The following is a 14,677-nucleotide window of genomic DNA, read 5'->3' on the forward strand; positions in this document are numbered from 1 at the left end:
ACGTGCAATCGCCGTGCCTGGACTCCCCCAGCGCGAGCCCGCGACGGCTGCGGCCATCGCCGGGCGAGCGGTCGGACGCCGATCAGCCCCTGGGCGGCGGCATGGCCTGAGGCTTGCAGGAACCCGCCCGTTCCACGGCGCTTCGCATCTCGGCGAAGGCGGGCCATGCTTAGGAGGGGTGATGGCCAAAGACATTTCTGCGCGCCTGCGCCCGGCGTCCTGGGCGGCGCTCGTGATCGGCCTGCTCGCCGCGGCCGTCGGCGTGTGGCGCGTGTGGCGTCAGCTCAGCGGCGACGCGGCCTGGCCCGAAAACCATGACTTCGGCCTCTATCTGAAGGCCGCCCAGGCGCTATGGCAGGGACAGAACCCCTACGCCGCCGGGCTCTACGGGCTCGATCCCTACGCCTATCCGCCGCTGATCGCCGACATCGTCGCGGCGCTGGCCAAGGTCTTCGGCGCCGGCGCCCTGAAGGTCGTCTGGACCGCGCTGTGCGGCGGCGCGCTGGCCGCCTCGATCGCCCTGCTCCTGCGCGGCTTCGGCGCGCGCCTGGACTGGCGCTGGGTGATCCTGGCGCTGGGCGTGGCCCTGCTCGGCCGCACCGCGCGCAGCGACCTCTACCACGGCCAGGTCAACTTCTTCATTCTGCTCTTCCTCGTCTCGGGCCTGTGGCTGAGGGACAAGGGCCTGTGGCTCGCCGCCGCGCTGAGCTGGGCCGTGATGGCCGACTTCAAGCCCTTCATGGGCGTCGTCGTGCTGCTCAGCCTGGGCCGCAGGGAATGGAAGCTGGCCGCCGCCACCTTCGTCCTCAGCGGCCTGATCTTCGCCGCGTCCTTCCTGCCCGCGATCGCGGTGCTGAAGGAGACCTTCCTGGGCTGGATGGCGTCGTCCCGCTACTACACGGCCTTCGACTTCTCGGTGCAGCCGAACCACCAGTCGCTCTGGTCGCTGTTCCTGCGCATGTTCAATGAGAACCGCTACGGCGGCCACTGGCTCGACGCCGCGTGGCTGACGCCCGCGCTCATCGTCCCGATCACCGCCCTCCTGGTCTGGCTGCTGGCGCAGGCCCTGCCGCGCCGCGCGCCGACGGCCTCCGCCGCCGAGGCCGGCGGCCTGTCGCTGCTGGAGGCGGGCATGGTGCTGGCTGCCTGGATGTGCGTCGCCCCGACCACCGAAGGCGACCACATCCTGCTCGTCGTCCCCGGGCTGGTGGGCGCCGCCATGCTCGCCAAGAGCCGCCTCGCCGACCGCACGCCCAGCGCGCCGCTCTGGGCCGCCGCCCTGGCGAGCTGGGCCCTGGTGACGATGAAGCTCGCCCTGCCGTTCCAGTCGCCCACGGCGTTTCTCACCGAAAGCTCCTGGGCCCTGCTCAAGGGGCCTGGCGTCCTGCTGAGCGGCTATGACGGCTTCTGCCTGTTCGCGGCCGTCCTGTTCGCGGCCCTGGCCCTGCGCGCCGAGCGCAGGAGCCTGCCCGCCGCAGCCGGCCAATCAACGACGCCCGCCGCCATCCCGGCCGACAGCGCCGGCGCGGCGAAGCAAACAGGCGAACGCGCATGACATACGCTGCTGACCCGCGAAACGACGCGCCGGCCAAGCCCCCGCTCGCGGTCGACCTGGACGGGACCCTGTTCAAGGGCGACCTCTTCACCGAGGCGCTGGCGCGCTTCCTGGCGTCCGAACCGCTCGGCGTGTTCCGGCTCGTCGGCTGGCTCATGCGCGGGCGGGCCTACGCCAAGGCCAAGCTCGCCGAACATGCGCCCTGCGATCCCGAGCACCTGCCCTACAACGCCGAGTTCCTGGACTGGCTCACGGCCGAGCGCGCCGCGGGCCGGCGCGTGAGCCTGGCCACGGCCGCCGACCGCAAGGAGGCCGAGGCCGTCGCGACGCACCTGGGCCTGTTCGAAGAGGTCTTCGCCTCGGACGGACAGCGCAATCTGAAGGCCCGGAGCAAGGCCGAGCGCCTGCGCGAAGCCTATCCGGAAGGCTTCGCCTACGCGGGCAACGAGGCGGCGGATTTCCACGTGTGGCGGGCGGCGGTCAGCGCCGTCGTCGTCAACGCGCCAGCCGACGTCGCCCGCCGCGCCCAGCGCCAGTTCGACGTCGAGCAGGTCCACCCCCGGACCGGCCGCCAGGGCCTCTCCGCGCTGATCAAGGCGATCAGGCCGCACCAATGGGCCAAGAACGCGCTGGTGTTCGTGCCGATGGTGGTGGGCCAGGGCTGGCTGCAGATGGACGCCTGGATCCACGCGGGTCTGGCGTTCTTCGCGATCAGCTGCGTCGCCTCGAGCGTCTATCTGATCAACGACGCCTCCGACATCGACGCCGACCGCCGCCACCACCGCAAGCGCACGCGCCCGTTCGCCAGCGGCGCGCTCTCGCTGTGGGCGGGCGCGCCGGCGAGCCTCCTGCTGGCCGGCGCCGGCTTCGCGCTCGGCGTCGCCGCCGGCGCCTGGCCGCTGGTCGCCCTCTATCTGGCGATGAACCTGCTCTACACCTTCTGGCTGAAGACCAAGCGCATCGCCGACGTCTTCATGCTCACGGGCATGTACATCCTGCGCGTCATCCTGGGCGGCGTCGCCACCGGCTTCCTGGCCTCGTCGTGGCTGCTGGCGTTCTGCGGCTTCTTCTTCAGCCTGGCCGTGTGCAAGCGCGTGATCGAGGTGGAGACGGCCGCCGCCGGCGGCGGAGACGGGCTCGAACGGCGGGGCTACATCGCCTCCGACGGCCTGATCCTGAAGATGCTGGGCGTCGGCGCCGGACTGGTCTCGTGCCTCGTCCTGGCCCTCTACATCCAGAGCGACATCGCCACGTCCGGACACTATCGCTGGCCCCTGGCGCTGTGGGTTCTGCCCGCGAGCGTCATGTTCTGGTTCTGCCACGTCTGGATGAAGGCCGAGCGCGGCGACCTGCACGACGACCCGCTGGTCTTCGCCTTCCGCGACCGTGTCTCCTGGATGGTGGCGCTGATCGCCGCGATCGGCCTCGGCGCGGCGATGCTCGTGCCCGCGCCGGGTCTCGCCCTCTAGGACATAACCGCAAGCTCACGCCCCAGGGCGCGCCGCGCCTGGCCGGCCGGGATCCCCGCCCGGCCGTGCGGTCATGCGGCTCCACCGCCCGTCAAAGGCGGGGCGGCGGCGGTTCTGTGCGCCCCACGCGCGCCAAGCCGCAAGATCCTGGACGGGCTCGGCGGGCGCGCCGCGGGGTGCGCAAGGCCGAGGCGACGCGGGTGCGCTGCGGCCCCTCGGCCGGGCGATGTCGCCGCCCCCCGCCGGCGCCGCAGCGGCATCCGCTCAAGATATGGATATACGTCGACGACAGCGGCGAACGGCCAGCTCGGCGTGCGCCGCCCGTGGCGATCGGCGGCTAGCGATCGGCGGCTGGGGCGCGGACTATTCCGCGGGTTCCGGCGAGAGCCTGCTCAGCCGCGACCGGGCGAAGTCGACCCCGGCCTTCAGCCGCAGGCGCGCGGCAGGTTCGAGATAGCGGGCGATGAGCCAGCCCAGCACGATCACGGCGAGCATCGGCGCGAGCGGGTTGATCCAATGGACCCAGGCCGCGTGGACGTGGCCGAGCTTCACGATCAGGGCGATCATGATGTTCTCGTGGATCAGGTAGAGCGGATAGCTGGCGAAGCCGAGCATCAGCAGCGGCCGGATCGACAGCGCGTTCTGCAGCGGACGCCAGGCGAGCGTGGCGAAGAAGAACAGGACGAGCGCGACGGCCGTACCCTCGGCGTGTTTGACGAAGCCGGAGATGGAGGCCGTGGTGAGATAGACGGTGAAGGCGGCGATCACGCCGACCGCCAGGCCCAGCGCCGCCCACTGCGCCTTCCTCGTCGTGAAGTAGAGGTAGCCGAACACGCCGGCGGCGAACCAGCCGTAGTAGAGCGCGCCCGTGAGATCGAGCGCCTTGACGGCGAGGGCCGCGCCATGAGCGCCGATGAGGCCCGCCAGCCAGCTGTTGTCGAGATTGAGCGCGACGGCCAGGGCGAACATCGCCAGCAGCACGCCGATCGATTTCAGGCGCCCGAGGTAGAGGTACGCCAGGCCGATCACCGCATAGAACGCCACCTCGACATAGAGGCTCCAGAAGACGCCCTCCAACGGCCTGACGTGCAGGCCCAGGGCGTCGTAGACCTCGGGACTGATGAAGGTGAGCCCGGGCAGCAGCGATGCGAGGGTGGGCGCCCCGTGCGGCCGCTCAGGGAAAAGCGGCGCGGTCGCGAAGATGATGACCGAGCAGACCAGCATCGCCGGGAACAGGCGCAGCCATCGCTTGATCGCGAAATCCTTGAGGCTGTCCGCCTTTTCCAGGCTCATGAAGATCACGAAGCCCGAGATCAGGAAGAACAGCTCCACCGAGAGCCAGCCGTTCTTGATCACGAAGATGTCGGCGTAGGCGCGCCCATACGGGACCAGATGCGGCCAGCCGTCGAACGCGTGGTGGATCACGACCGTCAGAATCGACAGGCCGCGCAACGCGTCCAGGAATTGAATTCGACGTCCGCCGCCCATGAGCCCCACCCTTCAGCTTTGAAACATTCGCGGCCTTGTTCGACGGGGGCAGCAACAAAGGCGCCACGGCGCGCGGCTTCAACTGACGGGTGTAAAATCAACAACATGCCGGGCGCCCCCTGCGCACGAGTCGGGCGCAGCGAAGCCGGCCAGGCCGTCGCGCGGGGTGGATCGGCGATGCCGTCCTCAGGCGCTCAGGTCACCAGCGAGGGCTGCGAACGTCCCGTGCGCGCCTCGATCTCGGCGATCTCGAGCGCCAGGGCGGCGAGGCCGGCCAGGACCTCGGCCGTGGGCAGGGCGTGACGCGCCGGATCGGGCTCGTAGCGCTCCAGATAGACCCGAAGCGTCGCCCCCTCCGTGCCCGTGCCGGACAGGCGGTAGACGATGCGGGCCCGCTCGCCGAAGACGATGCGCACGCCCTGGCGGCGGGTGACGCCGCCGTCGACGGGATCGGTATAGGCGAAGTCGTCGCTCTCGCTCACGGTCAGGCCGCCGAACGTCTGGCCGGCCAGCCCCGCCGTCTTGGCGCGCAGGGCGTCCATCAGCGCCTCGGCCGCGGCGGTCTCCAGCCCTTCGTAGTCGTGACGCGAATAGTAGTGGCGGCCGAAGCGCGCCCAGTGGGCGGTGACCACCTCCTCCACGCGCTTGCCGCTGGCGGCGACGATGTTGAGCCAGAAGAGCACGGCCCACAGGCCGTCCTTCTCGCGCACGTGGTTGGAGCCCGCGCCGAAGCTTTCCTCGCCGCAGAAGGTGATGCGGCCGTCGTCCAGGAGGTTGCCGAAGAACTTCCAGCCCGTCGGCGTCTCGTAGCAGGAAAAGCCCAGCTCGGCGGCCACCTTGTCGGCCGCACGGCTGGTGGGCATGGAGCGCGCCACCCCCGCCACGCCTCCGGCGTAGCCGGGCGCCAGCGCCGCGTTGGCCGCCATCACCGCCAGGCTGTCGCCGGGGGAGACGAAGAAGCCCGCGCCGAGCACCATGTTGCGGTCGCCGTCGCCGTCGGAAGCCGCGCCCATGTCCGGCGCGTTCGGCCCGTAGAGCTCCTCGACCAGCTCGTGGGCGTAGACCAGGTTCGGGTCCGGGTGGCCGCCGCCAAAGTCCGGCAGCGGCGTGCCGTTGATCACCGTGCCCTTGGGCGCGCCGAGCCGGCCTTCCAGGATCTCGTGGGCGTAGGGGCCGGTCACCGCGTGCATGGCGTCGAAGCGCATGCGGAAGCTCCCCGAGGCGAACAGCCTTTCGATCGCGGGGAAGTCGAAGAGGCTCTCCATCAGCTCCGCGTAATCGGCGACCGGGTCGATCACCTCGACCGTCATGGCGCCCAGCCGGCGCTCGCCCAGGCTGTCGAGGTCCACGTCCGCCGCGTCGAGGATCAGGTAGCGGTCGATCGCCTTGGAGAGGGCGAAGATTGTCTCGGTCAGGGCCTCCGGCGCCGGCCCGCCGTTGGCGGCGTTGAACTTGATCCCGAAGTCGCCGTCCGGTCCGCCGGGATTGTGGCTAGCCGACAAGACGATCCCGCCGCAGGCGCCGGACTTGCGGATCACGCAGGAAGCCGCCGGGGTCGACAGGATGGCGCCCCGCCCCACCCGCACGCGGGCAAAGCCGTTGGCTGCGGCCATCTTCAGGATCGTCTGCACCGCCGCGCGGTTGTGGAAGCGGCCGTCGCCGCCGACGATCAGGATCTGGCCCTCGCAAGCCTCCAGGCTGTCGAAGATCGCCTGGACGAAGTTCTCCAGATAGTTCGGGGTCTGGAAGACCTTCACCTTCTTGCGCAGGCCCGAGGTGCCCGGCCGCTGGTCCTGGAAGGGCGTCGTCGCAATGGTTCTGATCGTGTCGCCGCTCATGGCTCCCCGCTGAAGACGATTGTCGCTAGTCCCCTGACGGGTCAGCAGATACGCGGCAGTTGCTCGCCGCTCAACATGTCGATGGCCCGCGCCACGCCCAGCGGTCCGCGGCAGGACACCTTGCCCGCCGGACTTTCGGCCACGGCGCCGACCACGCCCGCGCCCGCGCTCACCTCGCACCCGCGCAGCACCTGCAGCGCCCGCCCGGCGTCCTGCCGCGCCACGAAGGCGATGAAGCGGCCCTCGTTGGCCACGTGCAGCGGGTCCAGGCCCAGGAGCTCGCAGGCGGCGGCCACGTCGCGCCGCACCGGGATCGCGGGCTCCTCCAGGGCAATGGAGAGGCCGGAGGCCTCGGCGATCTCCACCGCCGCGCTCGCCAGGCCGCCTCTCGTCAGGTCGCGCAGGCAATGGACCTCGATCCCGGCCTCCAGCAGCGCCAGCACGGGCTCGGCGAGCGGCGCGCAATCGCTCTGAACCGCCATCTCCAGGCCCAGGTTCTCGCGCGCGGCCATCACCGCGATGCCGTGGCGGCCGATGTCGCCGCTGATCAGCACCGCGTCGCCGGGACGCACGGCCGCCGGCCCGATCGGCGCGGCCGAGACCACCTGGCCCACCCCGGCGGTGTTGATGAAGATCCCGTCGGCCTTGCCCCGGTCCACCACCTTGGTGTCGCCGGTCACCAGCCTCACGCCGGCGGCGTCGGCCGCCGCGCGCATGGAGCCGAGCACGCGCTTCAGGAGGTCGAAGGACAGCCCCTCTTCCAGGATCAGGCCGACGCTCATGTAGAGGGGCCTGGCCCCGCACATGGCCAGGTCGTTGACCGTGCCGTTGACCGCCAGGGCGCCGATGTCGCCGCCCGGAAACTCCAGCGGCCGGATCACGTAGGAATCGGTGGTGAAGGCCGCCTGACCCTCAAGCTCGAAGAGCGCGCCGTCGTGGCCGCGGGCGAGTTCGGCATCGCCGAAGATCGGCAAGATCACCTCGGCGATCAGGCGAGCCATGGCCCGGCCGCCGCCGCCATGGGCCATCTGCACGGTCTCGCCTGACCTCACGCCGCGCCCCGGTAGCGGTGGTAGGCCGCGCAGGCGCCCTCGGAGGAGACCATGGTCACGCCCAGCGGATGCTCCGGCGTGCAGCGCGTCCCGAAGGCCGGGCAGTCCGTCGGCCGCTTCTCGCCGCGCAGCACAAGGCCGGCGATGCATTCGCCCGCCGCTTCTTCACAGGCGATCACCGCCCCGAAGCGGCGCTCGGCGTCGAAGGCGGCGTAGGCGGGCGCCAGGCCAAGGCCGCTGTCGGCGATCTCGCCCAGCCCCCGCCAGCGGCGCGGGATCACTTCGAACACCTCGGCCATCAGCGCCTGGGCCGCGCGGTTGCCCTCGGCGCGCACCGAGCGGCTGTACTGGTTCTCCACCTCGGCGCGGCCGGCCTCGAGTTGGCGCACGCACCAGAGAACGCCCTCCAGGATGTCCAGCGGCTCGAAGCCGGTGGCGACGATCGGCACGCCGAAGCGGCGGGCGATCGGCGCGTACTCGGAAAGGCCCATGATGGTGCAGACGTGGCCGGCCGCCAGGAAGCCGTCGATGCGCCCGCCCGGCCCCTCCAGCACCGCGCGCATGGCCGGCGGGACCAGCACGTGGGAGACCAGCATGGAGAAGTTGGAGAGCCCCTCGGCCCTGGCGGCGTAGGCGGCCATGGCGTTGGCCGGGACGGTGGTCTCGAAGCCGACGGCGAAGAACACCACCTGCCGGTCCGGCTCGGCCCGGGCGATCGCCACCGCGTCCATCGGCGAATAGACCACCCGCACGTCCGCCCCGCGCGACTTGGCCGCCAGAAGATCGCCGTCCGTGCCCGGCGTGCGCAGCATGTCGCCGAACGAGCAGAGGATCACCCCCGGCCGCCCGGCGATGGCGATGGCCGCGTCCACATATTCCACCGGGGTCACGCAGACCGGACAGCCCGGCCCGTGCACCAGGGTGATCTCGTCCGGCAAGAGGGCGTCGATGCCGAAGCGGACGATGGCGTGGGTCTGGCCGCCGCAGACCTCCATCAGGGTCCAGGGCCGGGTGACCGTACGCGCGACGGCGTCGGCCAGGCGCCGCGCGGCGGCGGCGTCGCGGTATTCGTCGCGATGCTTCACGGGGCGGCGGCCTCGTCGTCCAGCTCGCCGATCCGATCCAGATGCTCGAAGATGCGCCGGGCCTCGGCCTCGTCGATCACGGCGATGGCGAAGCCGACGTGGACCAGCACGTAGTCGCCGACGCCCGCTTCCGGCGCGAAGGCCAGGTTGATCTCCTTGACCACCCCGCCGAAGTCCACCCGGCCGGTGCGCATCAAGGGATCGCCCTCGCCGATCTCCAGCACCTTTCCCGGCACGGCTAGGCACATGGCTCGCCCTCCGCCGGATGCGTCCAGGCGGCCCACACCGCCTGGCCGAGGGCCAGCCCCCCGTCGTTGGGCGGAACCTGGCGATGCCACAGCGGCTCGATCCCCGCCGCGCGCAGGGCGTCCACGGTCAGCCGGGTCAGACGCGCGTTCTGGAAGCAGCCGCCGGTCAGCGCGACCCGCGGCGCGGCGAGCCGGCGGGCGACCTCGACGACGGCGCCCGCCAGGCCGGCGTGCAGCTTCGCCGAAACCTCGCCCGGCTCGGCGCCGGCGCGCACGTCGGCGATGATCGCCGCCAGCGCCGGAGCCCAGTCGAGCACCAGCGCGCCGCCGTCGCCGGCGTCCCGCACCGGGAAGTCATAGCCGTCGTCTACCTCGCGCTCGCCGGCCGCCTCTTCCAGCCGGGTCGCCGCCTGGCCCTCGAAGCTCGTGCGCTGGGCGAGGCCGGCCAGGGCGGCGACGGCGTCGAACAGACGTCCCGCCGAGGTGCAGGCGAAGGTGTTCACCCCGCGCGCCAGCATCACCGCCAGGGTGCGCCGCTCGGCCGGCGTGAAGCTCGCCACCGGCGCAAGGTCGTCCATCGAGAGCGCCGCCTCGCCGAACGCCGCGTAGAGCAGGCCAAGCGCCGCGCGCCGGGGCTCGCGCACGGCCGCGTCGCCGCCGGGCAGCGGGAAAGCCTGCAGGTGCGCCGCGCGCCGCCAACTCCCGCGCGCCACCGCCAGGAACTCGCCGCCCCAGATCGTCCCGTCGGGGCCATAGCCGACCCCGTCCCAGGCGACGCCCAGCACCGGCTCGGCCAGGCCGTTGTCGGCCATGCAGGCGGCCACGTGCGCCAGGTGGTGCTGCACCTGGACGACGGGCGCGGCGAAGCCGTTCGCCTCGCGGCTCGTGGCGTAGTCCGGATGCAGGTCGCAGGCGATCAGCCGCGGCGCGACGTCGTGCAGCCGGGCGATGTCGTGCGCCGCCCGCTCGTGCGCCGCCCGCGCCTCCAGCGTCTCCAGGTCGCCGATGTGCGGCCAGACGACGGCTTCCCCCGCCCGGCTCAGCGCGACCGTCGTCTTCAGGTGGCCGCCGAGGGCCAGCACGCCCTGCGCCAGGCCCTCGGCCGCCACTGCCGCCGGCGCGTAGCCCCGCGCGCGGCGCAGGATCAGCGGCCGGTCGCAGACGATGCGCGCCACCGAATCCTCCACCGGCCGCACGATCGGCCGATCATGCGCGAGGAAGAGGTCGGCGACGCCCTCCAGCCGTTCCAGGGCCTCGGCCTCGCCGGTGGCGATCGGCTCGTCGGAGAGGTTGGCGCTGGTCGCCACGACCGGAAAGCCGAGATCGGCCGCGATCAGGTGGTGCTGCGGCGAATAGGGCAGGATCGCTCCCAGCAGCGCCGAGCCGGGCGCGACGGCCGGAGCGATCTCGCCGCCGCCCCGCCGCAGAAGCACGATCGGCCGCTCAGGCGAGATGAGCAGCGCAGCCTCCTCGGCGGAAACGCGGCACGCGCGCCTCACCGCGTCCAGGTCGGGGAACATCACCGCGAAGGGCTTGTCAGGCCGGCGCTTGCCCGCCCGCAGGCGGCGCACGGCCGCCTCGCCGCGCGCATCGGCCATCAGGTGGTAGCCGCCGATCCCCTTGACCGCGACGATCCCGCCGCGGGCGATCGCCCTCTCCGCCAGCGACAGAGCCTCGTCGCGCGCGGCGATCCGGCGGCCGGCGGCGTCCAACAGCGACAGGGACGGCCCGCAGTCCGGGCAGGCGATCGGCTCGGCGTGGAAGCGCCGGCTCGCCGGGTCCTCATAATCTGCGCGGCACGCCTCGCACATGGGAAAGCCGCGCATGGAGGTGCGCGAGCGGTCGTAGGGCATATCCTCGATCAGGCTGAGGCGCGGCCCGCAGTCGGTGCAGCTGATGAACGGATGGCGATGGCGCCGGTCGGCCGGATCGAACAGCTCGGCGAGGCACGCCTCGCACACCGCCACGTCCGGCGGCGTCTGGGCGGTGCGCGCGCCCTCAAGGGCGCTCGGGCGGATGGCGAAGGCCGTCTCGCCCAGGAGGGCCGCCTCGGCCACCTCCACTTCGCCCACGGACGCCAGCGGCGGCGGCGAGGCGTGGATCGCGGCCAGCAGGGCGTCCAGGCCCTCGCGCGCGCCCTCGGCCTCGATCACCACTCCGTCGGCGGCGTTGGCCACCCAGCCGGCCAGGCCCAGCCGGCTCGCCTGGCGATGGACGAACGGGCGAAAGCCCACGCCCTGCACGCGGCCGTGCACGCGGATCACCCGGCGCACGCGCCCGGCGGTCTCCAAGGTCGGCGTGGCCAGCGGCGCGCTCATCGGCCTTTCAGGTCTCCACCTCGATGCTCCGGAGCATCACGTCCTGGGCGTTGGGATCGGAGATGTCGTCGGAGAGGGTGGCCTCGAGCCGCGCGCCCTCGGCGATGGTGCCGGCCGACGCCTCCTCGAAGTGCTCGGCGAAGTGGTCCACCGAAAAGTGGCTGAGCGCCCCCAGCCAGACCGACACGCCGGTCACCCGCCGCGCATCCTGGGCGGCGGCGATTTCCTCGATGCGACGCATCAGGCCCTTCATCAGGCTCGCCTCATGCATGACCCGGCTCCCTAACGCTCCATCCGCCCGCAAGCTCCGCGCGCACCCGCAGCGCGACCTCCTCGGCCGCGGCCGCCACCGCTTCGGACAGGGGCGCGCCCGTCTCGAAGCGCTCGCCCTCGATGGCGTAGACCACGCACCGGCGCGGCAGGCATCCCAGCGCGCGGCCGAGCTCGATGGCCTCGTGCAGGCCGAAGCCATGGGTGGAGACGCCGAACACGCCGGAGGGCAGGCCCTCCACGCTCACGTCGAAGCGATGGACCGTCCCGGCCGCGCCGCCGGTGGCGCAGGCGTCGATGAGGATCGCCGACGCCGCGTCCTCCAGGTGCTCCAGGATGTCGGTGGCCTCGCCCCCGCTTTCGGCCACCTCCACATGCGCCGGCGCGTCGGCCGCCAACAGGCGCGCGGCCATGCGCCCGACGCCGTCGTCGCCCCGATCGGGATTGCCGATCCCCAGCACCAAGACCTCGCCCGGCTCAGCCACGATCCAACTCCAGCCGCAGGAAGTGGGTCGCGCAGGAGATGCAGGGATCGTAGTTGCGGATCGACTGCTCGCAGCGATGGCGCACGTCCTCGTCCGGCAGGTCCAGCCAGCCGCCGACGAAGCTCGCCAGGTCCGCCTCGATGCTCGCCTGGTTCTGCGAGGTGGGCGGCGTGATGCGCGCCTCGGCGATCGCCCCGTCCGGCTCCAGGCGGTAGCGGTGATAGAGCAGCCCCCGCGGCGCCTCGGTGGCCGCGCAGCCGACCCCGGCGCGGGCCTGAACGGGCTCGGCCGGCCGCTCCGGCGGGCGGTAGGCTTCGATGATCCGCAGCGCCTCGTCGCAGGCGTAGAGCACCTCGACCGCGCGCACGATGATGCTGCGGTGCGGGCTCAGGCACAGGCGTCCAAGGCCCGCCTCCAGCGCCGCCTCCTTGGCCAGCGGGCTCAGCCGCTCGAAGTTCAGGCCATAGCGGGCGAGCGGGCCGACCAGATAGGCGCCCCGCGCCTTCAGCCGCGCCTGCAGGGCGGTGGAGCGCTCGACGTGGATCTCCTCGAAGTGCTCGTCGTAGTCGGCCGCGTCGATGTCGAGCCCGCGATTGGAGACGATGCGTCCTTCGTTCAGGGCGTACTCGTCCGGATGGCTGAGAGCGACCAGCTCATAGTCGCGCTCGCCGTCGGGGAAGTCGAAGCCGGCCGCCCAGCGCACGGTCTCGAGCGCTGCGTCCCTGGCCCACTTCAGGCGCTCGGCGAGCGGCTCGAACTCGCGCCGCGTGGGCGTGCGGTAGAAGCCGCCGACACGCACGTTGATCGGATGGATTTCGCGCCCGCCGAGGAGTTGCAGGATCTCGTTGCCGACCTTCTTCAGCTCCAGGCCGCGGCGCACGATGTCGCCGTGATCCTTGGCCATCTCGATGGCGCTGGCGTAGCCCAGGAAATCGGGGGCGTGCAGCATGTAGACGTGCAGGGTGTGGCTCTCGATCCACTCGCCGCAATAGAGCAGCCGGCGCAGCTCGCGCAGCGGCCCGTCCACCGTCACGCCCAGGGCCCGCTCCATCGCGTGCACCGCGCTCATCTGGTAGGCCACCGGGCAGATGCCGCAAATCCGCGCGGTGATGTCCGGCGCCTCGGAATAGTCGCGCCCGCGCAGGAACGCCTCGAAGAAGCGCGGCGGCTCGAAGATGGACAGCTCGGCGTGCTGCACCGCGCCGTCGCGCACGACCACCTTGAAGGCGCCCTCGCCCTCCACCCGGGCCAGGTAGTCGACCTTGATGGTCTTAGTCGCCATGGCGCCTGCTCTCCTTGGCGAAGGCGGGGGCCGCGGCGTTGAAGGTGCGGTAGAGCCGGACGATGGCCCGCGCGTCCAGGCCGAGCTCGGCCAGGCGCGCGCTCAGGGCCGGGGCGTTGGGCCCCTCCATCGGCCCGTAGCAGCCGTAGCAGCCACGATTGTAGGACGGACAGATCGCCCCGCAGCCGGCGTGGGTGGCCGGCCCCAGGCAGGGCGTTCCGTGCGCCACCATCACGCAAACATTGCCCTTCATCTTGCAGTCGATGCAGACGCTGTGCGGCGGCGTCACGGGCTTGCGGCCGGCGAGGAAGGCCGAGATCACCTCCACGAGCTGATGCTTGCTGATCGGACAACCGCGCAGTTCGAAGTCCACCGGCACATGTTCGGAGATCGGCGTGGAGGTCGCCAGGGTGCGGATGTAGTCGGGGCGCGCATAGACGACGGATGCGAACTCGCGCACGTCGGCGAAATTGCGCAGGGCCTGCACCCCGCCGGTGGTGGCGCAGGCGCCGATGGTGACCAGGAAGCGCGAGCGGCGGCGGATGTCCTGGATGCGCTCGGCGTCGTGCGGCGTGGTGATCGAGCCCTCCACCAGCGACAGGTCGTAGCGGCCCCTGTCCTGGCTGCGCCGCGCCTCGGGGAAGTAGGCGATCTCCAGCGCCTCGGCCACGGCCAGCAGCTCGTCCTCGCAGTCCAGAAGGGTGAGCTGGCAGCCGTCGCAGGAGGCGAACTTCCACACCGCCAGCCTTGGTCTGCGCGCGGCGGCCACCTCAGATCTCCTTGTGCTTCAGCATGGCCGCCACCCGGTCGTAGCCGAACACCGGCCCGTCGCGGCAGACGAACACTGGCCCGAACTGGCAGTGGCCGCAAAGGCCGACCGCGCACTTCATGTTGCGCTCCATGGAGAGCCGGATCGCCGCGTCCGCCACGCCGGCGTCGCGCAAGGCGCCGACGGCGAAGCGCATCATCACCTCGGGCCCGCAGACGAAGGCGCTGGTCTTTTCCGGATCGAAGGAGGCCTGGCGGAGGAGGCCCGTCACCACGCCCACGTGGCCGCGCCAGTCCGCCTCGGCGTGGTCGACGCTCACCTCCAGCTCGACGTCGAGCCGCCGGCGCCAGGCCTGCAACTGGCGGCGGAAGAGGATGTCGCGGGGATGGCGGGCTCCATAGAGCACCGACACCTGGCTGTAGCGCTCGCGCTCGGCCAGGAGCTGCAGGATCAGCGGACGCAGGGGAGCCAGGCCCAGGCCGCCGGCGATCACCACCACGTCGCGGCCCGCCGCGCCCTCGAGGCCCCAACCCTCGCCGAACGGTCCGCGCAGGCCGACCGGCTCTCCGGGCTTGAGGGCCGCCAGCGCGCGCGAGACCGCGCCCACGCTGCGGATCGTGTGGATCAGCCTGCCGCCGTTCGCCGGATCGCCGCTCAGGCTGATCGGCGCCTCGCCGACGCCGAAGGCGGTCAGCATGTTGAATTGACCAGGCCGCGCCGGCGCCAGCCCCTCGACCTCGATCTCCAGCGTCCAGACGCCCGGCGCCTCGCGCCGGCGCGCGGCCACGCGGCCGACCCTCGGCGCCATCGCCTCGGCG

13 protein-coding genes are annotated in these 14,677 nt (G+C 72.0%); 2 read left to right on the forward strand and 11 right to left on the reverse strand.

Going from position 1 to position 14,677, the window contains the following annotated elements:
- Nucleotides 1-181 precede the first annotated feature (181 nt).
- Nucleotides 182-1,555, forward strand: coding sequence for a glycosyltransferase family 87 protein (locus tag ACE3TA_RS17305; protein ID WP_374575558.1), 1,374 nt, complete (start codon nucleotides 182-184; stop codon nucleotides 1,553-1,555).
- Complete coding sequence (locus ACE3TA_RS17310) at nucleotides 1,552-3,024, forward strand: UbiA family prenyltransferase (protein WP_374575559.1); 1,473 nt, start codon at nucleotides 1,552-1,554, stop codon at nucleotides 3,022-3,024. Before ACE3TA_RS17305 ends, ACE3TA_RS17310 begins: the two co-directional genes overlap by 4 nt.
- 363 nt (nucleotides 3,025-3,387) lie before the next feature.
- Here the strand turns inward: ACE3TA_RS17310 and ACE3TA_RS17315 are convergent, their stop codons facing one another.
- The 11 genes from ACE3TA_RS17315 to ACE3TA_RS17365 all read right to left on the reverse strand — a co-directional run bounded on the left by ACE3TA_RS17315 (nucleotide 3,388) and on the right by ACE3TA_RS17365 (nucleotide 14,667).
- The gene (locus ACE3TA_RS17315; protein ID WP_374575560.1) at nucleotides 3,388-4,512 is read right to left on the reverse strand and encodes an acyltransferase family protein; all 1,125 of its coding nucleotides are present in this window, start codon (nucleotides 4,510-4,512) and stop codon (nucleotides 3,388-3,390) included.
- A gap of 194 nt (nucleotides 4,513-4,706) precedes the next feature.
- Nucleotides 4,707-6,350 (reverse strand): alpha-D-glucose phosphate-specific phosphoglucomutase, encoded by a 1,644-nt coding sequence (locus ACE3TA_RS17320; protein ID WP_374575561.1) that lies wholly within the window; start codon nucleotides 6,348-6,350, stop codon nucleotides 4,707-4,709.
- Nucleotides 6,351-6,391: 41 nt separating this feature from the next.
- Nucleotides 6,392-7,402, reverse strand: coding sequence for a hydrogenase expression/formation protein HypE (gene hypE / locus ACE3TA_RS17325; protein ID WP_374575562.1), 1,011 nt, complete (start codon nucleotides 7,400-7,402; stop codon nucleotides 6,392-6,394).
- Complete coding sequence (gene hypD, locus ACE3TA_RS17330; RefSeq protein ID WP_374575563.1) at nucleotides 7,399-8,487, reverse strand: hydrogenase formation protein HypD; 1,089 nt, start codon at nucleotides 8,485-8,487, stop codon at nucleotides 7,399-7,401. The genes hypE and hypD overlap by 4 nt, the downstream gene beginning before the upstream one ends.
- Nucleotides 8,484-8,735, reverse strand: coding sequence for a HypC/HybG/HupF family hydrogenase formation chaperone (locus ACE3TA_RS17335; RefSeq protein ID WP_374575564.1), 252 nt, complete (start codon nucleotides 8,733-8,735; stop codon nucleotides 8,484-8,486). The genes hypD and ACE3TA_RS17335 overlap by 4 nt, the downstream gene beginning before the upstream one ends.
- Nucleotides 8,726-11,053 (reverse strand): carbamoyltransferase HypF, encoded by a 2,328-nt coding sequence (gene hypF, locus ACE3TA_RS17340; RefSeq protein WP_374575565.1) that lies wholly within the window; start codon nucleotides 11,051-11,053, stop codon nucleotides 8,726-8,728. Before hypF ends, ACE3TA_RS17335 begins: the two co-directional genes overlap by 10 nt.
- A gap of 7 nt (nucleotides 11,054-11,060) precedes the next feature.
- Nucleotides 11,061-11,324, reverse strand: a complete 264-nt coding sequence (locus ACE3TA_RS17345; protein WP_374575566.1) for a hydrogenase maturation nickel metallochaperone HypA — start codon at nucleotides 11,322-11,324, stop codon at nucleotides 11,061-11,063.
- Nucleotides 11,317-11,808, reverse strand: a complete 492-nt coding sequence (locus tag ACE3TA_RS17350; RefSeq protein ID WP_374575567.1) for a hydrogenase maturation protease — start codon at nucleotides 11,806-11,808, stop codon at nucleotides 11,317-11,319. The genes ACE3TA_RS17345 and ACE3TA_RS17350 overlap by 8 nt, the downstream gene beginning before the upstream one ends.
- A complete protein-coding gene (locus ACE3TA_RS17355) occupies nucleotides 11,801-13,090 on the reverse strand; it encodes a Ni/Fe hydrogenase subunit alpha (RefSeq protein WP_374575568.1) in 1,290 nt (429 codons plus the stop codon). Before ACE3TA_RS17355 ends, ACE3TA_RS17350 begins: the two co-directional genes overlap by 8 nt.
- On the reverse strand, nucleotides 13,080-13,859 hold the full coding sequence (locus tag ACE3TA_RS17360) for a hypothetical protein (RefSeq protein WP_374575569.1): 780 nt from the start codon (nucleotides 13,857-13,859) through the stop codon (nucleotides 13,080-13,082). Before ACE3TA_RS17360 ends, ACE3TA_RS17355 begins: the two co-directional genes overlap by 11 nt.
- A 1-nt stretch (nucleotide 13,860) precedes the next feature.
- Nucleotides 13,861-14,667: an FAD/NAD(P)-binding protein gene (locus tag ACE3TA_RS17365; RefSeq protein WP_374575570.1), complete on the reverse strand. Its 807-nt coding sequence runs from the start codon at nucleotides 14,665-14,667 to the stop codon at nucleotides 13,861-13,863.
- Nucleotides 14,668-14,677: the final 10 nt, after the last annotated feature.

This window comes from Phenylobacterium sp. (assembly GCF_041916435.1).
GTDB lineage: Bacteria > Pseudomonadota > Alphaproteobacteria > Caulobacterales > Caulobacteraceae > Phenylobacterium.